Source organism: Nitrosomonas sp., assembly GCA_016703745.1.
Classification (GTDB): Bacteria; Pseudomonadota; Gammaproteobacteria; order Burkholderiales; family Nitrosomonadaceae; genus Nitrosomonas.
Genome location: JADJBK010000006.1, coordinates 2,455,895 through 2,477,195, shown reverse-complemented (window position 1 = coordinate 2,477,195; position 21,301 = coordinate 2,455,895). Strand labels below are relative to the sequence as shown.

General features: G+C 48.3%; 19 protein-coding genes and 1 riboswitch. Of the genes, 1 reads left to right on the top strand and 18 read right to left on the bottom strand.

The annotated features are described in order from the left end of the window. Positions 1–50 precede the first annotated feature (50 nt). Positions 51–133, top strand: a riboswitch (cyclic di-GMP riboswitch). Between the two features lie 79 nt (positions 134–212). Further along, on the top strand, positions 213–2,018 hold the full coding sequence (locus IPG31_13015) for a S8 family serine peptidase (GenBank protein ID MBK6619221.1): 1,806 nt from the start codon (positions 213–215) through the stop codon (positions 2,016–2,018). Between the two features lie 61 nt (positions 2,019–2,079). Here IPG31_13015 and ppa read toward each other — a convergent pair whose 3' ends face one another. From ppa to leuC, 18 genes are all read right to left on the bottom strand, one after another. Then, positions 2,080–2,628 carry an inorganic diphosphatase gene (gene ppa / locus IPG31_13010; GenBank protein ID MBK6619220.1) on the bottom strand — a complete coding sequence of 183 codons (549 nt, stop codon included), beginning with the start codon at positions 2,626–2,628 and terminating at the stop codon, positions 2,080–2,082. 129 nt (positions 2,629–2,757) lie between these two features. Then, positions 2,758–4,269, bottom strand: coding sequence for a threonine ammonia-lyase, biosynthetic (ilvA, locus tag IPG31_13005; protein MBK6619219.1), 1,512 nt, complete (start codon positions 4,267–4,269; stop codon positions 2,758–2,760). Between the two features lie 16 nt (positions 4,270–4,285). Continuing rightward, on the bottom strand, positions 4,286–5,458 hold the full coding sequence (locus IPG31_13000) for an O-succinylhomoserine sulfhydrylase (protein MBK6619218.1): 1,173 nt from the start codon (positions 5,456–5,458) through the stop codon (positions 4,286–4,288). A gap of 16 nt (positions 5,459–5,474) precedes the next feature. Beyond that, positions 5,475–6,992 carry an amidophosphoribosyltransferase gene (gene purF / locus IPG31_12995; protein MBK6619217.1) on the bottom strand — a complete coding sequence of 506 codons (1,518 nt, stop codon included), beginning with the start codon at positions 6,990–6,992 and terminating at the stop codon, positions 5,475–5,477. A 92-nt stretch (positions 6,993–7,084) separates the two neighbouring features. Then, on the bottom strand, positions 7,085–7,582 hold the full coding sequence (locus tag IPG31_12990; GenBank protein MBK6619216.1) for a CvpA family protein: 498 nt from the start codon (positions 7,580–7,582) through the stop codon (positions 7,085–7,087). Continuing rightward, positions 7,583–8,248: an SPOR domain-containing protein gene (locus IPG31_12985; GenBank protein ID MBK6619215.1), complete on the bottom strand. Its 666-nt coding sequence runs from the start codon at positions 8,246–8,248 to the stop codon at positions 7,583–7,585. Positions 8,249–8,264: 16 nt separating this feature from the next. Further along, positions 8,265–9,548: a bifunctional tetrahydrofolate synthase/dihydrofolate synthase gene (gene folC / locus IPG31_12980; GenBank protein MBK6619214.1), complete on the bottom strand. Its 1,284-nt coding sequence runs from the start codon at positions 9,546–9,548 to the stop codon at positions 8,265–8,267. Positions 9,549–9,664: 116 nt separating this feature from the next. After that, positions 9,665–10,534: an acetyl-CoA carboxylase carboxyltransferase subunit beta gene (locus IPG31_12975; GenBank protein ID MBK6619213.1), complete on the bottom strand. Its 870-nt coding sequence runs from the start codon at positions 10,532–10,534 to the stop codon at positions 9,665–9,667. Between the two features lie 3 nt (positions 10,535–10,537). Then, positions 10,538–11,365, bottom strand: coding sequence for a tryptophan synthase subunit alpha (locus tag IPG31_12970; protein MBK6619212.1), 828 nt, complete (start codon positions 11,363–11,365; stop codon positions 10,538–10,540). 55 nt (positions 11,366–11,420) lie between these two features. Next, entirely contained in the window at positions 11,421–12,620 is a 1,200-nt protein-coding gene (gene trpB / locus IPG31_12965; protein MBK6619211.1) for a tryptophan synthase subunit beta, read from the bottom strand. Next, positions 12,607–13,233, bottom strand: coding sequence for a phosphoribosylanthranilate isomerase (locus IPG31_12960; protein ID MBK6619210.1), 627 nt, complete (start codon positions 13,231–13,233; stop codon positions 12,607–12,609). The genes trpB and IPG31_12960 overlap by 14 nt, the downstream gene beginning before the upstream one ends. Positions 13,234–13,265: 32 nt before the next feature. Next, positions 13,266–14,048, bottom strand: a complete 783-nt coding sequence (gene truA / locus IPG31_12955) for a tRNA pseudouridine(38-40) synthase TruA (GenBank protein MBK6619209.1) — start codon at positions 14,046–14,048, stop codon at positions 13,266–13,268. A gap of 263 nt (positions 14,049–14,311) precedes the next feature. Then, positions 14,312–15,883: a hypothetical protein gene (locus IPG31_12950; GenBank protein MBK6619208.1), complete on the bottom strand. Its 1,572-nt coding sequence runs from the start codon at positions 15,881–15,883 to the stop codon at positions 14,312–14,314. An 855-nt stretch (positions 15,884–16,738) separates the two neighbouring features. Further along, positions 16,739–17,851, bottom strand: coding sequence for an aspartate-semialdehyde dehydrogenase (gene asd / locus IPG31_12945; GenBank protein ID MBK6619207.1), 1,113 nt, complete (start codon positions 17,849–17,851; stop codon positions 16,739–16,741). A 122-nt stretch (positions 17,852–17,973) separates the two neighbouring features. Continuing rightward, complete coding sequence (gene leuB / locus IPG31_12940) at positions 17,974–19,047, bottom strand: 3-isopropylmalate dehydrogenase (GenBank protein ID MBK6619206.1); 1,074 nt, start codon at positions 19,045–19,047, stop codon at positions 17,974–17,976. A 15-nt stretch (positions 19,048–19,062) separates the two neighbouring features. Continuing rightward, a complete protein-coding gene (leuD, locus tag IPG31_12935; protein MBK6619205.1) occupies positions 19,063–19,701 on the bottom strand; it encodes a 3-isopropylmalate dehydratase small subunit in 639 nt (212 codons plus the stop codon). A 25-nt stretch (positions 19,702–19,726) separates the two neighbouring features. Further along, positions 19,727–19,855, bottom strand: a complete 129-nt coding sequence (locus IPG31_12930) for an entericidin A/B family lipoprotein (protein MBK6619204.1) — start codon at positions 19,853–19,855, stop codon at positions 19,727–19,729. Between the two features lie 30 nt (positions 19,856–19,885). Next, positions 19,886–21,289, bottom strand: a complete 1,404-nt coding sequence (leuC, locus tag IPG31_12925) for a 3-isopropylmalate dehydratase large subunit (protein MBK6619203.1) — start codon at positions 21,287–21,289, stop codon at positions 19,886–19,888. Between the last annotated feature and the right edge of the window lie 12 nt (positions 21,290–21,301).

Sequence of the window (21,301 nt, the reverse complement as noted above, 5' to 3'; positions counted from 1 at the left end):
TCTCAAAAAGAATATCTTAAGTTTACCAGTCTACCGCCGTCAGTAACTCTTACCGATAAAGGCTAACCTATCGTGAGGTAGGGGCGCAAAGCTTCCGATCTTGACAAATGCTCAAGAAAGCGGGGTTGCCGAAGTTCGCATTTCATGCTTTCCACTCAAGCGTGCTTGCAAACCTTTAGTCGGCATTTTTTCAACTACAGGAGCCAAGCATCATGCAATCTTTTTTGTTTCCCAAACACCGTATTACCATTCATTTGCTATTTCTGGGTTTATTAGTTGCGTTTCCTGGTGCAAGTACTGCCAAAGTAACCAAAGAAGCAAACGGCAAGCAGCCCGTTATTTCAAAGTCATCCCCCGATTCCGGCAAATGGGCCAAGGGTCGCTTGCTGGTCACTCCACGCGCGGGTGTGACTGCACAATCCCTCGATAAGGTGGATGGTATCAAGTCCCGACGCAAACTGGCAAAACTCAATGCCCATATTTATGAACTGCCGGATGGCGTGGATGAAGTCAAATTCATGAACAAGCTCCGCAAAGACAAGCGTTTTAAGTTTGTCGAACTTGACAGACTGATCGAACCAGAACAAATCGTCACCGATCCCTCCCTGGGAAATAGTTGGGCGCTACCCAAGATAGGCGCACCTGCTGCATGGGATATTACATCCGGTGATGGCATCACCATCGCGATTCTCGATACCGGAGTAGATAGCAGCCACCCTGATCTCGCAGTCAACATGGTTCCTGGCTGGAACATGTACGACAACAATGCAGACAGTTCGGATATTTACGGCCATGGCACCAAAGTAGCTGGTGCTGCGGCTGCAGCCGCCAACAATGGCCAGGGCAGCGCCGGAGTAGCGTGGAATGCGCGTATCATGCCGATTCGCATTGCTCGTCCTGACGGCATGGCCTACATCAGCACTATGGCACAGGCAATTCGCTGGGCGGCAGATAACGGTGCGCAAGTGGCTAATCTCAGCTACGGTGGCGCAGACAGCACAACGATTCACAATGCTGCCAATTATATGCGCAGCAAGGGTGGGGTTGTCGTCATGTCGGCTGGCAATACCGGTGCACTGCTAAACTCTCCTCCTACTGATGCCCTGATTGTCGCCTCTGCCACTGGCAGCAATGATGCCCGCGCCAGTTGGTCGACTTATGGACCGCTGGTCGATATCGCCGCACCAGGCGTCAGTATTTACACGACAACCAATGGTGGTGGCTATAGTTATGTTTCCGGCACCTCCTTTTCCAGCCCGATTACTGCCGCCACTGTCGCGTTGATGTTATCGGCTAATCCAGATCTCACGCCTGCAGATGTCGATGAACTACTCAAGACAACGGCGATTGATTTAGGCGAACCCGGATTTGATCAATATTATGGTCATGGACGTATCGATGCTGCGCGCGCTGTGGAAGCCGCTTATGAAAAAATTAGTGTAGATAACATATCACCCGAGATCAGTATTGCATCCCCGACAGGTGGGCAAATATCAGGCAGTGTTCCAGTGGATGTGAATTATTCTGACAACAAAGGGGTGGTGCGAGTAGAGTTGCGCGTCAATGGACAGTCGACCATTAGTGATATCAATGCACCTTTTGCCTTTATGCTTGATACCACCCAACTGCAAGAGGGAGAACACACTATAACCGCCCATGCGTTCGATGCAGCTGGTAATCAAGGAAACTCTGCACCGGTCATTGTCACTGTAAAAAATTCTGATAAATCAGATGATCCCGTTACCGACCCGGCATTACCTGAAATTACAGAGTTCAATCTTACTGACGGCATGAAAGTGAAACGTAACCAGACGGTAATCGCCAAAGCCAGTGAGACCACGGAAAAAATGACGTTGTCTATCAACGGCAACCTCGTTGCTTCCCACTCCGGCAATACAGTAGGCTATCGCTGGAGAAGCTGGGATGATGCCCCACGTGGTACATGGTTCATCATCACGGTAGAGGCCAGTGATGCGGAAGGCAACACCACCCAAAAAACTGTCAATGTGATCAACTAAATCGGCAACGCCTGCTGGGTAATTTTATCCAGCAGGCGTCTTGTTTTTGCTCAATATTAAATCAGAAATTAGGCTTGACGGGTGCTTCCTTGTACATAGCAATACTCGACAGAATTTCCTGTTTAGCATCTTCAAGCCCGCCCCAGTCCTGTACACGAACCCATTTCCCTTCATCCAGATCCTTGTAATGCTCAAAGAAGTGTGCGATCTGCTCCAGTAATAAAGGAGGCATATCATCCAGCAACTGCACTTTCTGGTAGGCCTTGCACAACCGGTTGATTGGAACCGCAAGTATCTTCGCATCGTCACCCGATTCGTCTGTCATTTTCAGCACCCCAATTGGTCGGCATTGAACAACTGAACCAACAATCAACGGTACGGGCGTCACTACCAGCACATCCACCGGATCACCATCCTTCGACAAGGTATGCGGCACATAACCATAATTACAGGGATAGTGCATCGCTGAACTCATGAAACGATCAACAAACATCGCGCCCGTTTCTTTATCAACTTCGTATTTAACGGGATCACTTAAGGCAGGTATTTCGATAATGACATTAATTTCATCGGGAAGATTGTTACCGGAACTGACTCTATCTAAATTCATAAAATATTTTTAATAAGTATTAAGAAGGGAAGAGGGATGTTACCAAAAACCGAACACGGAACAGTATTAACAATGCTCGCAAGGTGTTAATACGTGAACAGCCTAAATTTATGGAGCTTAGCCAAGAATTCAAGACAAAAAAAGCTTATATGCCGGGTTGTCACTTTCATCCCAATGACGATAGCCAAGTTTGTCGAGAAAAACACCAAACTCATTTTTTTCATCAGGCGGCACTTGCATGCCGACCAGTACACGCCCAAAATCTGCGCCATGATTACGATAATGGAACAGGCTGATGTTCCAGTGACTGCTCATCTGGTTCAGAAAATTTATCAGTGCACCAGGACGATCCGGAAATTCAAAGCGGTAAAGAATTTCGTTTTTTACCTGATACGAACGCCCACCAACCATATGACGCACATGCAGCTTAGCCATTTCATTGGTGGTCATATCTTCCGTCTGCAGAGCATTTGCCTGCAGGCGCTGAATCAGATCCAGCGCTTCTCCTTTGTTCCTGACCGACACACCGACAAATACGTGCGCTTCGCTGGTATCGGCATAGCGATAGTTGAATTCGGTAATGCTTAACATCCCCAGCAAGTTACAGAAATTCTTGAAACTACCTGGTTTTTCCGGAATGGTGACTGCCAGGATCGCTTCACGCTGCTCACCCAATTCCGCACGCTCGGAAATATGACGTAAGCGATCAAAATTCATATTGGCCCCAGAGGCAATCGCCACCAGAGTTTCATGCTGCAGATGCTCGCGCTCGACATAAGCCTTGAGCCCGGCAACCGACAGCGCACCAGATGGTTCAAGAATGACGCGCGTATCCTCGAAAATATCCTTAGTTGCCGCGCAGATAGCATCAGAATCGACCAGGATAATTTCATCCACCCACTCCTGACATAAGCGGAAGGTTTCTTCCCCAACCTGACGAACCGCTACGCCATCAGCAAATAACCCAACCTGCGAGAGAGTAACACGTCGTCCAGCTTGTAATGACTGAAACATGGCATCGGAATCGATTGGCTCTACACCAATTATTTTTGTTAGTGGGTGAAGTTGTTTGATATAGACAGCGATACCGGCAATCAATCCCCCACCACCGATCGGGACAAAAATAGCATGTATTTTGTCTGGATGTTGACGCAGAATTTCCATACCAATGGTTCCCTGACCAGCGATGACGTCAGGATCATCGTAGGGATGCACGAAGGTAGTACCTTCCCTTTCCGCCAGTTGTAATGCGTATTCGTAAGCATCATTGTAGGAATCCCCATGCAGCAGCACAGTTGCACCACGTGCCATCACGGCGTTAACCTTGATCTGCGGAGTAGTAGTCGGCATTACAATCGTGGCCGGACAACCAAGTTTTTGCGACGCCAGCGCCACACCCTGGGCGTGATTCCCAGCAGAAGCTGCAATCACGCCATGCTGCAGCAGCTCGGGTGTGAGTTTGGCCATTTTGTTGTAGGCGCCTCGCAGCTTGAAGGAGAAGACCTGCTGCAGGTCTTCTCGCTTGAGATAAATCCGGTTATGCATGCGCGAGGAAAGTAGTGAAACCTCCTCGAGTGGGGTTTCTACTGCGACATCATAGACAGAAGCAGTCAGTATTTTTTGTAGATAATCATGCTTCATTTACGGAGCATCGTTTTCATAGGCCGCGTGACAAATCTGCCTTGATATCCTCAGGTGACTCCAGCCCTACCGCAATACGCAACAGTCCTTCGGTGATGCCGGCTGCATCCCGCGCCTGCTGGCTGATGCGCCCATGTGTTGTGGAAGCAGGGTGAGTAAGCGTGCTTTTGGTGTCTCCCAGATTCGCGGTAATCGACAATAGCTGAACAGAATCGATAACTTGCCATGCTCTACTTCTGCCACCCGTAATTTCAAACGAAACGATTCCACCACCCGTTTTCTGCTGCTGCATCGCGAGCGTATGCTGCGGATGCGAGGATAGCCCCGGATAGTAAACCCGTGCAACATTCGGATGAGTTTCGAGCCACTGCGCAATTTCAAGCGCATGCGCAGAATGAGCCTGCATTCTTAAATTCAGGGTTTCCAATCCTTTCAGGATGACCCAGGCGTTGAATGCGCTCAATGTCGGCCCCGCCGTACGCAAAAAGGCGAATACTCCCCCATCCATCAGCAGATCTTTATTACCTAATACGGCGCCACCCAGCACCCTACCCTGACCATCCAGATATTTGGTCGCAGAATGAATGACGATATCTGCTCCCAGCTTGAGTGGCTGTTGTAATGCAGGCGTACAGAAACAGTTATCAACCACTAGCCATACCCTGTGTTTGCGAGCAATGTCTGCCAATATTGCAATATCGGAAATTTCTGTTAACGGATTGGAAGGTGTTTCCAGAAAAAACAAGCGGGTATTGGATTTGATGGCTTGTTGCCATTCAGTTGGATCAGTCGCTGAAACAAAGGTGGTTTCGATATTAAAACGACTGATAATATTAGAGAAAAGATTGACGGTCGAGCCAAAAATACTGCGTGAGGCAACAACGTGATCTCCTGCAGACAGCAGGCCCATGACACACGACAAAATAGCCGACATACCCGATGCGGTTGCAATACAGGCTTCAGCACCTTCCAGCGCAGCAAGGCGCGTCTGCATCATCGAAACTGTTGGATTGGTGAACCGGGAATAGATGTTGCCCGGCTCATCTCCAGAAAAACGTGCTGCCGCCTGTGCGGCACTATCAAAAACGAAACTGGAGGTCAGATAGAGTGCCTCAGAATGTTCATTGAATTGACTGCGCTCAATTCCAGCATGGATGGCCAGTGTCTCCAGCTCCAGTTCTTTAGTCATTTTAGCTTCCTACAAATCAATCGGACAGTACAAGACCAAGATCCAGCTGAGTCGCATGTACGGCCTGAGCTGAACCCACATTCTGGCGCTTGGATTCAATTCTGGAAAGATAATCCGGGGTAACATTACCTGTTATGTAATGACCATCAAAACAGGATGTCTCGAAGCTTTTTACCGACAAATCTGCGCGGGTTATGGCCTGCTTAAGCGCATCCAAATCCTGGAAAACCAGAAAATCTGCACCGATCTTGTGACAGATTTCTTCATCAGTAAGACCAGTCGCGATCAGTTCCTGGCGGGTGGGCATATCGATTCCGTAAACATTCGGGTACCGCACCGGTGGTGCGGCAGAGGCAAAGAAAATCTTATTTGCGCCTGCTTCGCGTGCCATCTGTACAATCTCACGACTGGTCGTACCGCGCACGATGGAATCATCCACCAGCAACACATTTTTACCACGAAACTCAATTTCAATCGCATTCAGTTTCTGGCGTACTGATTTTCTGCGCTGCTGCTGTCCCGGCATAATAAATGTACGACCAACATAGCGATTCTTGACAAACCCCTCACGAAATTCGATCCCAAGCCGGTTGGCCAGCTGCATTGCGCTCGGGCGGCTGGATTCAGGAATTGGAATCACCACATCGATATCCTGATGACGCATAGCTGTACTGATCTTGTCCGCCAGGTTGATACCCATGTTCAACCGTGTTTCATAAATCGAGATTCCATTCATCATGGAGTCCGGGCGCGCCAGATAAACGTATTCAAATATGCACGGATTCAAACTAGCCGGACCAAGGTAATGCTGGCTGTAAAAACGACCATCGACATCAATAAAAATAGCCTCTCCAGGAGCAACATCCCGGATCAGACGAAACCCAAGTGTATCTAGTGCCACGCTCTCTGATGCCACCATGTATTCTGTACCATTCCCGGTTTCAATCGAACCGAATACCAGCGGACGGATACCATGAGGATCACGAAACGCCAACAGGCCATAGCCGGCAATCATGGTAATGACGGCGTAGGCACCCTGGCAACGCTCATGCACACCGAATACAGCCGAAAAGATTTCAGCAGGGTCAAGCTGATAACCCGTCACCCGTTCCTGCAGTTCGTGTGCCAATACATTTAGCAATACTTCGGAATCGGAATTGGTGTTGACATGACGACGATCAGCCAGAAACAGTTCCTGGTTGAGCGCATCGGCGTTGGTCAAATTACCGTTATGGGCCAGTACAATGCCAAACGGGGAGTTGACATAGAATGGCTGAGCCTCAGCGGGCGAGTTGGATGACCCGGCAGTTGGATAACGAACATGTCCGATACCCATATTTCCGTCCAAGGCACGCATATTACGAGTACGAAACACATCACGCACCATACCAAGCCCTTTGTGCATATGAAACGTGTTTCCCTGGGCGGTAACTATTCCCGCAGCATCCTGGCCACGATGCTGCAGCATCAACAGGCCATCGTACAGCAGTTGATTAGCGGGTGTCCGCGCCACCACACCTAGAATCCCACACATAACGCGCTCACCGGAAAAAGTCGTTCAGTAGAAAATTGTGCCACCATTTACTGACGGCCGTGCCAATTGCAAGATTCCGTCATCGTTACATTTTACTTCTTTTCGAAATCAATCAGCTCTCTGAAACTTGTCGGTAGCCATGGAATGATGTCAGTTGCCAGAATTTCAAGTGGCTTACTCAGTACAGCCTGTTGCCAGACAGGTAATTGTGGCAACGGTGTCAATCCAGCGGCCAACACTAAAGCAATCACAATGATTACACCACGCGCCAAACCAAATATTGCCCCCAACATCCGATCTACCAGGCCCAACCCAACACTTCTGGTCAAAGTGGACAATAACATCGATAACAGCATCACTATAACCAGAACCATGAAAAAAGTGAGTGCATAGGCTACCAGCATACGCAGCGAGTTATCCTCAATTAAACCAGATAATAAAGGTTCAACCTCAGCGGCATAACGACTGGCCGCAAAAAAAGCAATAATCCACGCCAGCAACGAGACAATCTCTTTAACCAGACCGCGAGTGATACTTAGCAGCGCAGAGATCGAGACGACCCCAATAACAAAATAATCAAAAACAGTCATTTATTTACTAGTAACAACGCCGCTCAAGCCGAGTTGTTTTAGCCGGTCATGCTCAATTTCTGCCAGTTCACGAGTGGCAAACGGGCCAATACGTACACGTGTCATTTCATTGCCGCCAATATTGATCGTCTCCGTATAGGCATTCACTCCGCCGGCTATTAAATTCTGTTTTTGCAGACCTGCTTTGGATGGATCGGAGAACGCACCCAGCTGAATGACATACGCACCCTCGGAATTCTTAACCGAGCTAACGCTCTCTGGAGTAGTTTTTTTCTCAGGTGATGACTGTGTAACCGTGAGTATGCGCGCAGGTTTTCTGACAGGAACCGGAATCCGACCATCCGTACTCACGGAATCAGGCACGTTATCAGCAGTCATAGCGGATATTTCATCACTGAAAGGTAACGGCAGCCCCTCCTGCGGCAGATCAGGCTTATGATCATCTGAAGCCACATGATTTTCCGGGGTTATCCACGGATAAGACTCATCCACCAAATTTTCGGGTGGAATCAGAATATCGATTTCCTGTTGTTCCGGTTTGGGTTCATCATCAAGAATCATCGGCAAAAAAACCACTGCCAGAATAACAAGTGTTATCGCGCCGACCAAGCGTCTCCTTGCTCGCTTCCGCAGCAGATTTTCTTCTTCACTAATATTTCTGTTCATATTGATTTACGCTTTTTCAACGGTTGACAGCCCCAAATGCTCCCAGCACAACACCAACCGTGTGGAACGACCCGAACACGCATATTCTATCATTTTCATCGGCATAGTCACAGGCATAAGCATAGGCAAGCGAAACATCGGGGAAGACACCGATTAGACGATGATGCTCAATGCCCGCTTGTTGAAGCCCAGTCCGGATTTCACTGGCTGAGGCACCGCGTGATACTTCCAGCCCAGCGACTACCCAGCGATCCACTGAACTGGCCAATTCACGTATCGTATTAACGATATCTTTGTCTTTCAGCATGGCCACAACTGCAATGGTGAGGCCATCGATTACCGTGGCATTCAGATTAACAGCAAGCTGTCGCGCTGCTCCAGGATTATGTGCCACGTCCAGTATAACCGATGGATTGATGGCAATCCGCTGATATCTCCCTGACAGACTGACTCTTTCCAGGCCCCGGCGAACGCAGTCCTGGGCGACCGGGAGTTTCATCTCGATTGCTTCCAGCGCTGCCAATACGGCGCTGGCATTTTGTAACTGGCAAGCGCCGGTCAGAGCGGGAAACGGCAAATTACGATCATGGCGTTGACGACTTTGATAATGCCAGCATGTCTCTTCCGACTGATAGCTAAAATGCTTGTTCAACAGAAAAAGCTCCGCTCCCATCGCCTCCATATGTTGACGAACAAGGGGCGGGATTTCCGGTTCGGCACACACGGCCGGTTTATGCTCACGAAATACTCCGGTTTTCTCCAAACCAATCGCCTCACGAGTGTTGCCGAGGTAATCCTGGTGATCCAGATCAATACTGGTCAGCACAGCGCAGTCTGGATCAAACACGTTAACCGCATCCAGACGCCCTCCTAATCCCACTTCCAGGATTGCAACTTCTACTGGTTGCCGTACAAAAAGCCACATGGCAGCAAGCGTACCGACTTCGAAATAAGTCAGTGAAGTTTGGCATATCTGTCGCGTTGATTCTATTGCAGAAAATGCGGAACATATTGCGTCATCGGAGACTTCATGGCGGTGAATGCGTATCCGCTCGTTATAACGCAGCAGGTGTGGTGACGTATAACAGCCAACGCAATAGCCAGCTTCACTCAGAATTGCCTCAAGCATAGCGCAGACCGAACCCTTTCCATTTGTCCCTCCTACCGTGATGACTGGAAATTGAGGATTAAGACCGACAGCCAGTCTGACCTGCTGCACTCGTCCCAATCCCATATCAATCATCTTGGGGTGAAGTTGCTCCAGGTAAATCAGCCAGTCTTCTAGCGATCTAGCTGCCATGATTCAACGATAGTCGCAGCAAAAACAAGGTTATTTGGCGCCATAACCGATTGAATTATCGACAGACACATCCAGGAATGGATAGCGTTATTACAAAACGAAGCATCTGGTTATCGCTATTTTCGTAGCGCAGGTGTACGCAGCAGCAAATTACATAAATTGGCCAATCGTTCTCGCATTTCACGACGATCCACAATCAAGTCAATTGCACCGTGCTCAAGTAAGAATTCGGCCCGCTGAAATCCTTTGGGTAACGTTTGCCTGACGGTTTGTTCAATCACGCGCGGCCCGGCAAATCCAATCAAGGCACCTGGTTCTGCAATCACCACATCACCAATAAAAGCAAAACTTGCTGACACGCCTCCCATTGTGGGATCAGTCAGCACTGATATGAAAGGCAATTTATTTTTTGTCAATTTTCCCAGTGCTGCGCTGGTTTTAGCCATTTGCATCAGTGAAAATAGCCCCTCCTGCATCCGCGCACCGCCGCTTGCACTAAAGCAGATAAAAGGCGAATGCTGATTCAGCGAGACCTCAACGGCGCGAACAAAACGCTCGCCCACTACTGATCCCATGGATCCACCCATGAAACCAAATTCAAATGCAGCTGTTACGACCGGCACCGATAGAATGCTACCTTGCATCGTGACCAAAGCATCCGTTTCATTAGTAGATTCACTTGCTTGCGTCAACCTCTCGGTGTAGCGTTTACCATCCTTGAATTTGAGCGGATCCAGCGGAATTACATCTGCCCCAATTTCCTTGCGATCAGCTGGATCCAGCAATAACTCGAGCCGTTCACGTGCAGCAATACGATTGTGATGCCCGCATTTCGGGCAAACGTTAAGATTTTTAACCAGATCTGTATAGTAAAGCACTGCTTCACAAACTGCGCACTTGCTCCACAAGCCTTGTGGCACAGCCTTTCTCTCGCCGTTTTCCTTACGTTTTATTTTGGGTGGAATAATACTGTGGAACCAGCTCATGACTTATTTTTCCGTGACAACATCATCAATATTCGCGCGATCAATGGCGCAGCGCAAGGAGACAACCAGATTGCCAACAACTGTCAGCAGGTCATCGCGGGAAGCCTGTTCGATTTCTTCGACAATGCGACTACCAACCACCACTGCATCAGCGAATTGGGCAACCGCGTGAGCAGTTGCCTCATCCCGAATACCAAAACCCACTCCAATTGGAAGACTAATATACGACCGAAGTTGGCCAAGTTTATTTCTGACACTATCCAAATTGAGGTGTGACGCACCCGTCACACCTTTTAATGAAACATAGTAAACATAGCCACTGGCTAACTGGGCAACCTGCTCTAGGCGCGACTCCGGTGTCGTGGGGGACAATAAAAAAATCGGATCAATACTCATTTTTTTTAATTGCCGCACCCACTCGGCACACTCTTCCGGTGGATAATCGACAACCAGAACCCCATCAACTCCTGCATGACTGGCAGTATTAGCAAACACCGCATATCCCATCGCTTCAACAGGGTTAGCGTAACCCATTAACACCACCGGTACCGTTTGGTTCTGCTGGCGAAACTCAGCCACCATGGCAATCACATCTTTCAAGCCAACATGATGCTTTAATGCCCGCTCTGAAGAACGTTGAATAGTCGGGCCATCCGCCATTGGATCCGAGAACGGCACACCTAATTCGATAATATCCACACCAGACTGTGCCAGCTGATGCATCAGCGCCACCGTAGCAGCAGGATCAGGATCACCAGCTGTGATAAAAGAAATCAAGGCTTTTCTCTTTTGTTGCGCTAATGCTGCGAAAGTTGATGCGATTCGGTTCATTCCATTCTCTGGTGAAATAAATTAGACAGCAGACAAGTTAATAATCACCACGTGATCAGAGCTCAATTCCCGATTGCTCCGCAACAGTTGCCATATCTTTATCACCCCGTCCTGAAAGATTGATCAGCAACAATTTATCTTTATCCAGCGTGGGAGCCAGCTTGGCAGCGTAAGCCAGCGCATGACTCGATTCAAGCGCGGGGATAATGCCCTCAAAACGGCAAAGAGCATGAAAAGCCGACAATGCCTCCTCATCTGTTACCGCGACATATTCGGCGCGTCCACAATCCTTGAGCCAGGAATGCTCAGGCCCAACGCCTGGATAATCCAACCCGGCAGAGATGGAATGAGTCTCTACTATCTGACCATTCTCATCCTGAATCAGATAGGTACGGTTACCATGCAGCACACCCGGCCTGCCAGTAACCAGTGTAGCGGCATGCTGGTGCGTACTAATACCTTTACCTGCCGCCTCGACGCCAATCATACGCACGCTATCGTCATCAACGAATGGATAAAAAAGTCCGATTGCATTTGATCCCCCACCAACACAGGCTATCAGGATATCCGGCTGACGATCATAATCCTGCTGCATTTGTATTTTGGCTTCCTGACCGATAACAGCCTGAAAATCTCTGACCATCATTGGATAGGGATGTGGCCCGGCTACGGTACCGATAATATAGTAGGTATTTTCGACATTGGTTACCCAGTCGCGCATGGCCTCATTGAGAGCATCCTTAAGCGTGCGCGAGCCTGACTCCACAGGTATGACCGTTGCACCCAGCAATTTCATGCGGTAAACATTGGTTGCCTGTCGTTTAATATCTTCCGCACCCATGTAAACCACGCACTCCATGCCGTAACGCGCAGCCACCGTAGCACTTGCTACACCATGTTGACCAGCACCCGTTTCTGCTATAACGCGTGTTTTACCCATACGCCTCGCAAGAAGTGCCTGACCAACCGTATTATTAATTTTATGCGCACCAGTATGATTGAGATCCTCACGTTTTAGCAGGATTTGTGCGCCACCCAAGTAATCTGACCAGCGCTTCGCATGATATACCGGACTAGGACGTCCTACGTAATGTTTAAGTTCTTGAGAAAATTCCGCTTGAAATACTGGATCATTACGACAAAACTCATAATGCTCGCATAGCTCGTTCAGTGCCGTAATCAGCGTCTCTGCTACGAACGTACCACCGTAAGGGCCAAAATGACCATGTTTATCAGGTAGATCATAAATTTTCACAAGCTCTGACTCCTTGCATAAATGCAGCAATTTTATTGATATCCTTAATACCGGGTGCCAGTTCAACTCCGCTGGACACATCCACAGCCGGCGGGCGCGTCTGCCGAATTGCCTCAATAATATTTTCCGGGTGCAACCCACCCGACAGCACCCAAGGCACGGATAACGCAGCAGGAATCAGTTTCCAATCGAATACCTGGCCTGTACCGCCCGGCATACCTGCCCGATAAGCATCCAGCAGCAGTCCACGCGCATTCGCATATCGCCGTGCGCATTGTAGCAAATCCAACCCTTCCCTGACACGAAACGCCTTGATATAAGGCAAATGGAATTGACTGCAGAATTCGGGGGATTCATCGCCATGAAACTGCAACAGACTTAAATTTGCAGTCGTTATACTTTCCTCCACCCACGCCCTTTCTGGATTGACATACACACCCACAGCATGCACAAAAGGCGGTAAAGATTCGACAATTTTTCTGATATCAACGGGAGCAATAAAACGCGCACTCTGCTCCCATAGAACGAAACCAATCGCATCTGCTCCAGACGCCACAGCTGCCAGCGCATCTTCCAGACGAGTGATGCCACATATTTTTATGCGAGCATTCATAGGGAGAACCTTCCTTATTCTTTTGCCAAATATTACGATATGCCCGTGTGCAGTGTCTCTATTGAGGGTAAGCGCCACATATCAGGATAATGCACTCCCGCCAGATATAAGCCGTCCGGCGAAAAAGTTGGAGCCGCCAAAGCACGATCACGTTTATCCAGAATCATGCGTATCCACTCGACAGGATATCGGCCCTTGCCAATATAAATGAGGCTGCCAACAATATTGCGAACCATGTGCTGCAAAAACGCATTGGCGTAAAGCTCAAAAATCAGGAGTGGTCCTTGCTGCGTAATCTCGAGCTTATATAGCTGACGTACCGCACTTCTTGCCTGACACTCGGCAGAACGAAATGCACTGAAATCATGCTCCCCAACCAACCATCTCGATGCAGCCCGCATTAAATCCAGATCGAGAGGATCGTGAACCCAACCAATTTTTCCATGCAGAACTGCCGGACGAACGGGGCGATTCAATAAGCGGTAAACGTAAGTACGCCCATTTGCACTGTAGCGGGCATGAAAATCGCGACAAACCTCGCCAGCCCACAGCACCGAGAGTGAGGGTGATACCAGTGCATTCACCCCCCTAACCCAGGCGGTCATTGGACGCATGGCGCTGGTTTCAAAATGGACAACCTGATATAAGGCGTGCACACCCGTATCGGTACGCCCTGCGGCCACCGTAAAAATTGGCTGACAAGCAATGAGTGATAACGCATTTTCCAGTTCAGACTGAATGGATGGATGCGTGGGTTGTTTCTGCCAGCCACAGTAGCCCTGTCCATCGTACTCCAGTACTAGAGCAATTTTCATGAGGAAGAGAAATGATTGCCAGCGGTTAATTCCAAATAGCGATTACGGAATAAGAAGACTCGACTAAAGGCAACCCCAAAATATCGTTGTATCTACACAATACGTACAATACATTCTTTTTTCGGACTTAGTCTTCATGAAAACTGTTTATTTACGGAAACCCTTGAAGAACGCAACACTAATCAATTGGAAAGCCACCTAAAATAACAATCCGAGCCCCAGCTAGATCGCATCTTAGCAAATTATCTATCCGGTTCAACAGGTTAACCACCAATCTCAGACAACATGGTTCGAGCCGTCGTTTGTTGTTCAACATCACCTTCCTGCAGAACTTCCTGAAGAATTTCCCGTGCACCATCCCAGTCTTCCATTTCAAGATAAGCTTTCGCCAGATCAATTTTAGTTGCCACTTCCTGCCAGTGATCGTTTTCTGTTTCCACCACATCGTCGACTGCCGGTAATGCTGCGGATGCATCGCCAAGATTAAGATCAATATGAGCGAATTTCTCGCCGAGGCCGGTCAGTTTATTCTCAGATTTTTCCGTATAGTCTGAATAACCCGATTCAAAATCAATCTGGTTATCTTCTCCAGGAGTCACAACCTCATCAACCAAGGTATCCTCCTTAAAGATATTTTTTTCGGCATTCTCAGCTTCATGAGTTTCGTTATTTGGGAATCGCCACTTATCGAGTGTGTCCTCAACCATAATGTCAGCAAGTTGCTTATCCTCCTCTTCTCTGTCATCAGAATTAATATTAATTTTAATGTCATCCTGAAACATTCTCGATATTTCGGTCGAATCGTCCTGATTGATCTGAGAAGATTGGTCTGTAACCACTTCTTCTGTAAACGGATTCTCATCCAGCTTCTTACCAAAGAAGAATGCCGGGTTGGGAGTCACTCCTTCAGACTCACCCTTTTCTGCATCCCGATAAAAACCAGACGGATCAGCAGCCTCTTCTTTATGCTTAGCAACGGCTTCCGAATCACTTCCAAGTCCAATCACTTCATAGTCGTCAATGTCATTGTATGCTTCCATCTCCGCTTGTTCCTGGCGACGGCGAAACATAGAAACACCAAGCCAGGTAGCCAGCAAAGCCGCCAGCCCACCACCAACCAGCATAATATTTTCAACTACAAAATTAATGAGTTCATCCAACCAGGCGAACTCATCCGTCTCAGCAAGACCGGGCTCCAAAATAGCCATAGACAACGGGTCTGTTACTGATTGAGCCGGAATTGTAAATTCCGGCATAACTGAGTTCCTTGCCAGATCCTGATCAGTCAATTCAACTACAGGTACTGATGGTGCTTCTGCACCAACTGAATCAACCGACGGCAATACTGGCTTAGAAAGTTGTTCGAGCGGTGTCGACTCGATTCCTTCATCCTTAAGCTGCATTAAGCGCTGCAACCGATTAACATTCTGTTCCAGCTGAGAAACGCGTTCATTTGCCTCTCGCAACGCGCGTCCTTCAGCGATGGCGTCTTCTTCCATCATTTGCTGATACTGCTGAGTTGAGTCTTTAGTAGCTTCAGCATTGGCTGGCTGTTTGTCTTGGAGTAACTCTCCTTTAGAAAGTCGCAATACCTCCTGGGATACAGCACCTTCTGCCAGATCGCTCTCATCGGTAACTGATGTAATTTTTCCCGATGCTGACTGCTGTGATTGCACACTGGTAAGCCCGCTGGCCATATCAGCCACTCTTTGCCGATAAGCATGCCAATCGACTGTCTGCGTCCTAACTTCACGCACTGCTTCTTTGGGTGAAATTGAAGCAATTTCCTGCTGCGCAGGAATACGAAGAATTGCTCCCACTCGGAGCAAATTCATGTTTTTTTCAATAAAAGCATCCCGATTGGCACGGTATAGCGCAACCAACATCTGGTTAAGATCAACACCATCCGGTGTGATTTGCCGTGCAATCCGGGTCAGGTTGTCACCTGGCACTACAGGACCATAATTGGTTTCACTCCAGTCACGAGCAGAGGGTGACGCCACACTTGATGCTGTCGGCTTGGCGCTTGGCGCCTCTTTGACAGATACTCCCTCAGATTTTTCGGTTACCACTTTAACCGCATCATTTTGTGCAACAGGGGCTTGTGGTGTGAGTGGCATTTCTGCCGGATCCAGCAAAACAGTATATTCCCGTAGTAAACGACCAGCCGATGAATTCAACTCAATCAGCAAGTTAATGAAGGGCTCATTCACACTTTGCGAAGAAAGTATCTGCAAGTAGGGGCGGCCATCAACTCGCCGTGCTACCGTTATCGATAGACCAGCATGATAATCAAGATATTTCAGCCCAGCTTGTCGGAATGCCTCCGGAGACGCCAGTTTCGCTGCCAAGGCCGGAATGTCACTCTCCTTAACCGCAACCAGCTCCACTTCAGCTTTAAATGGTTGCCCTAGATAAGAGCCCACGGTCAGTTTACCCAGGCCCGCAGCCAACACCATCCATGGCATCATGAACAGACAAATCAATAGCGACACATTGAGTAGCAAGCGGGGACGAAATATTACCTTCCGCATGGATTTAATTTTTTTCACACATATACCCCTGATATTTCTCAAAATAATTTTTTGATACTAACACCGAAATATGCCACATGGAATTAGAATTAATTGTTTAAATCAGCTTAATTTATCGGTTCCATTTAAAAATTTTCTGTAAAAATATCATTGCACTTATTCATTGATAATCATCCGCATCATGCGACGCAATGGTTCTGCCGCACCCCATAACAACTGATCCCCTACTGTAAAGGCCGATAGATACTCTCCACCCATATTTAATTTACGAATACGGCCGACATGAATGTCCAGCTTACCGTTTACAGCAACCGGGGTGAGTTCTTTAGTCGTAATTTCTCGCTCATTGGGAATGATTCGCACCCAGTCATTAGCTGTCGCAATCATGTCATCAATCTCATCCAGTGGAATATCCTGCTTGAGTTTAATTGTTAACGCCTGCGAATGGCAGCGCATGGCGCCTACCCGTACACAAATACCATCAACCGGAATCGGACTGGCAGCATGATCAAGTATCTTGTTGGTTTCAGCCTGGCCTTTCCATTCTTCGCGGCTTTGTCCATGCGCAACTTCACGATCAATCCATGGAATCAAGCTGCCAGCCAGCGGCACGCCAAAGTTTTTGGCTGGAAAATTCTGATCACGTAATTTTTGTGAAACCTGGCGATCAATATCCAGAATATTCGATGCTGGATCTTCCAGCAAATCCTTGGCAACCTGATAAGTCTGCCCCATTTGGGTCAGCAATTCACGCATATTTTGCGCACCCGCACCTGAAGCAGCCTGATAAGTCATGATACTTGCCCATTCAACCTGATCATGCTCAAACAACCCCCCAACCGCCATCAGCATCAGACTGACTGTACAATTCCCCCCAATAAAATTTTTCACTCCGCGATGCAAAGCACTCTCAATGACGGAACGATTGACCGGATCGAGCACAATGACGGCATCTTCCTGCATTCTAAGGGTAGAAGCCGCATCAATCCAGTAACCACCCCAGCCGGCAGCACGCAGCTTTCCAAAAACATCATTAGTATAATCACCGCCTTGGCAGGAAATGATGATATCCATCTTCCGTAGCGCATCGACATCGAAAGCACTCCTGAGAGGAGGAGCAGCTCGCCCGATTTCGGGAGCAGCTCCACCCGCCTGCGAAGTCGAAAAAAATATCGGCTCGATCAGATCAAAATCATTTTCTTCCCGCATCCGCTGCATCAATACGGAGCCAACCATCCCTCGCCATCCAACCAAACCAACTCTTTTCATTTGATTATTAGAACCCGTATCGTGATTAATTTAATTGATAGGTAACCCTGTGGGAAATACTCGCAACATGGGTCTTCTGAAGAACCTAAAAAGGATGATTACGTAAGTTTTAACTACCAGCTTTAGCAATCTGTTCGCAAATGACTCAGTACCGCATCACCCATTTCAACCGTACCGACCTTACGCTTACCCGGCTCAAAGATGTCAGCTGTACGGCAACCCTCTGCCAATACCCGCTGTACCGCATGTTCTATTCTGGCAGCCAGCTGATTTTCAGCAAAGGAATAACGCATCATCATCGCTACAGACAAAATTGTAGCCAACGGATTGGCAATATTTTTGCCGGCAATATCCGGCGCCGATCCATGTATCGGTTCATATAACCCCTTGCCATTCTCATCAAGAGACGCGGACGGAAGCATGCCGATCGAACCGGTCAACATGGATGCCTCATCCGAGAGAATATCGCCAAAAATATTACCGGTCACTATGACGTCAAACTGCCCGGGATCCCGCACCAGTTGCATGGCAGCATTATCTACCAGCATGTGCGTAAGCGTAACGTCCGGATAAGTCTTGGCTGTTTCAATGACAACATCTCGCCATAGTTGTGTACATTCCAGTACATTCATTTTATCGACAGAGCATAACCTGCCACTACGTCGGCGGGCAGCCTGGAAGGCGACGTGCGCTATCCGCGCAATCTCCGACTCTGAATAAATCATAGTATTGAAACCAACACGCTGACCTTCCCTGATTTCAATACCACGCGGCTGTCCAAAATAAATATCGCCCGTTAACTCACGCACAATCAGAATATCGAGACCGGAGACAACTTCCGCTTTTAGCGTGGAAGCATTCACCAGTTCAGAAAACAGCATGACAGGTCGTAAATTAGCAAATAGATTCAGAGTCTTGCGAATAGACAACAATCCCTGTTCCGGGCGTTGGTTGCGAGGCAACAAATCGTAACGTGGCCCACCAACCGCGCCCAATAAAAGCGCATCAGCATCGACAGCCAACTGTTGCGTTGCAGATGGAAAAGGCTCACCAAAAACATCAACCGCACACCCACCTAGCAAACCGGGTTCAACCTCGATTTTGTGCCCCTCTTCAATAAAAAAGAGCAGCACTCGCTCAGCCTGCGCAATGATTTCCGGTCCAATGCCATCACCTGCCAGTAATGCAATTTTCATTTTGATTCGCTTTTGTCAGGAAAATAGCCAGGGCTGCTCCACCCGCCGTTTTTTTTCATAGTCTTTGATTTTTTCAGTATGTTGCAAAGTTTGCCCAATCTCATCCAGACCATTCAACAGACAATGCTTGCGAAAAGCATCTAACTCAAAATGATGAATCTCACCCGAAGGAGTAGAGACAGTCTGCGCATGGAGATCCACGAGCAAACGATAGCCAGTAGTCACCTCCGTTTCCTTGATCAGCCGATCTACAATCGCCTCATCCAGAACTATCGGCAATAAGCCGATTTTGAAACAATTATTGAAAAAAATATCGGCAAAACTGGGGGTGATGATGACTTTGAATCCATAATCCTGCAACGCCCATGGCGCATGCTCACGGCTGGATCCACAACCAAAATTATCGCGCGCGAGCAGAATTTCTGCACCCCGGTATCTTGGTTGATTGAGCACAAAATCTGGATTGATCTGGCGTTGGGCAACCGTCATCCCCGGTTCACCATGATCAAGAAACCGCCATTCATCAAACAAATATTGCCCAAAACCGGAACGTTTGATTGATTTAAGAAACTGCTTGGGAATAATGGCGTCGGTATCAACATTAGCACGATCCAGCGGAACCACCAGACCATGACACTGCTCGAATTTCTTCATCTATTCATTCACAACCGGTTTAGGTTTACTGCGCTGTTTTCTCAATTACTTCACCACCCCGCTGCACATCCTTACCCAAACCCTGCATGGTATTACAAGCTGACAGCGATAACATCAGGACCAACAACGAGAGCAATAAGTAGTTATTTTTCATGGGTAAACTCCTCCGAAATGGAATATTAAATTACGAACTGATATCAACAAAATGACCGGCAATAGCCGCTGCCGCTGCCATTACCGGGCTGACCAAGTGCGTTCTTCCACCTGGACCCTGCCTGCCTTCAAAATTACGATTGGAAGTAGAAGCGCATCGCTCCCCTGGACTCAATCGGTCTTCGTTCATAGCCAGGCACATCGAGCAGCCTGGATCACGCCACTCAAATCCTGCCTCCAGAAAAACCCTGTCTAACCCTTCCTGCTCGGCTTGTGATTTTACCAGACCCGATCCCGGCACAACCATGGCAAGCTTGATGTTGGAAGCGATTTTTTTTCCAGCCACCACCGCTGCCGCCGCACGCAGATCTTCAATACGCGAGTTGGTGCAGGAGCCGATAAAAATTTTGTCGAGATAGATTTCCGTAATGGGCATATTGGGCTGCAGATTCATGTATTCAAGCGCACGAATAACAGCATTTCGCTTGACCACATCTGCAATATCGGATGGAACAGGAACACGACCATCCACTGGCACAACCATTTCGGGCGAAGTCCCCCACGTCACTTGCGATTTGATCCTGGTCGCATCCAATCTTACCGTTTGGTCAAAAAAGGCATCTTCATCACTTCTGAGCGTCCGCCAATAAGCTACTGCCTGCTCCCATAGCAAATTTTTTGGTGCAAAAGGTCGATCTCCGAGGTAATCGATGGTCACATCATCCACCGCGACCATACCTGCGCGCGCTCCAGCCTCAATTGCCATATTACACAGCGTCATGCGTCCTTCCATACTCAGCGCCCGGATTGCACTACCAGCAAATTCAATGGCATATCCATTCCCACCTGCCGTGCCAATTTTGCCAATTACTGCGAGGGCAATATCTTTAGCAGTCACACCCGGGGGCAACACACCTTCCACCAGCACCTGCATCGCTTTGGATTTCTTGGTCACAAGACACTGCGTTGCCAGCACGTGCTCAACCTCCGAAGTACCAATACCAAAGGCCAGACAGGCAAATGCCCCATGTGTGCTAGTGTGAGAGTCTCCACAAACCACAGTCATCCCTGGCAAAGTAGCACCTTGCTCCGGCCCAATCACATGCACGATTCCCTGGCGCTGATCATCCATCTTGAATTCAGTGATGCCAAATTCATCACAATTCTGATCGAGCGTCTCAACCTGTAAGCGCGATACGGGATCACTGATACCGTGCCGGCGATCTGTTGTTGGAACATTATGATCCGCCACCGCCAGAATTGAACCGGTTCGCCATGGCCTGCGCCCAGCTATCCTCAAACTTTCAAATGCCTGCGGACTTGTCACCTCATGCACCAAATGCCGGTCGATGTACAACAGAACCGTGGCATCAGTACCACTTGACTCTGCATGCACAACATGACTTTCCCATAATTTATCGTACAGCGTTTTCATGACTTCAATTTT

Excerpts from the sequence above, each read along its gene's own strand:
- IPG31_13015 (MBK6619221.1), top strand. The coding sequence starts at position 213 with ATGCAATCTTTTTTGTTTCCCAAACACCGTATTACCATTCATTTGCTA.
- ppa (MBK6619220.1), bottom strand. The coding sequence starts at position 2,628 with ATGAATTTAGATAGAGTCAGTTCCGGTAACAATCTTCCCGATGAAATT.
- ilvA (MBK6619219.1), bottom strand. The coding sequence starts at position 4,269 with ATGAAGCATGATTATCTACAAAAAATACTGACTGCTTCTGTCTATGAT.
- IPG31_13000 (MBK6619218.1), bottom strand. The coding sequence starts at position 5,458 with ATGACTAAAGAACTGGAGCTGGAGACACTGGCCATCCATGCTGGAATT.
- purF (MBK6619217.1), bottom strand. The coding sequence starts at position 6,992 with ATGTGTGGGATTCTAGGTGTGGTGGCGCGGACACCCGCTAATCAACTG.
- IPG31_12990 (MBK6619216.1), bottom strand. The coding sequence starts at position 7,582 with ATGACTGTTTTTGATTATTTTGTTATTGGGGTCGTCTCGATCTCTGCG.
- IPG31_12985 (MBK6619215.1), bottom strand. The coding sequence starts at position 8,248 with ATGAACAGAAATATTAGTGAAGAAGAAAATCTGCTGCGGAAGCGAGCA.
- folC (MBK6619214.1), bottom strand. The coding sequence starts at position 9,548 with ATGGCAGCTAGATCGCTAGAAGACTGGCTGATTTACCTGGAGCAACTT.
- IPG31_12975 (MBK6619213.1), bottom strand. The coding sequence starts at position 10,534 with ATGAGCTGGTTCCACAGTATTATTCCACCCAAAATAAAACGTAAGGAA.
- IPG31_12970 (MBK6619212.1), bottom strand. The coding sequence starts at position 11,365 with ATGAACCGAATCGCATCAACTTTCGCAGCATTAGCGCAACAAAAGAGA.
- IPG31_12960 (MBK6619210.1), bottom strand. The coding sequence starts at position 13,233 with ATGAATGCTCGCATAAAAATATGTGGCATCACTCGTCTGGAAGATGCG.
- truA (MBK6619209.1), bottom strand. The coding sequence starts at position 14,048 with ATGAAAATTGCTCTAGTACTGGAGTACGATGGACAGGGCTACTGTGGC.
- IPG31_12950 (MBK6619208.1), bottom strand. The coding sequence starts at position 15,883 with ATGAATTTGCTCCGAGTGGGAGCAATTCTTCGTATTCCTGCGCAGCAG.
- asd (MBK6619207.1), bottom strand. The coding sequence starts at position 17,851 with ATGAAAAGAGTTGGTTTGGTTGGATGGCGAGGGATGGTTGGCTCCGTA.
- leuB (MBK6619206.1), bottom strand. The coding sequence starts at position 19,047 with ATGAAAATTGCATTACTGGCAGGTGATGGCATTGGACCGGAAATCATT.
- leuD (MBK6619205.1), bottom strand. The coding sequence starts at position 19,701 with ATGAAGAAATTCGAGCAGTGTCATGGTCTGGTGGTTCCGCTGGATCGT.
- IPG31_12930 (MBK6619204.1), bottom strand. The coding sequence starts at position 19,855 with ATGAAAAATAACTACTTATTGCTCTCGTTGTTGGTCCTGATGTTATCG.
- leuC (MBK6619203.1), bottom strand. The coding sequence starts at position 21,289 with ATGAAAACGCTGTACGATAAATTATGGGAAAGTCATGTTGTGCATGCA.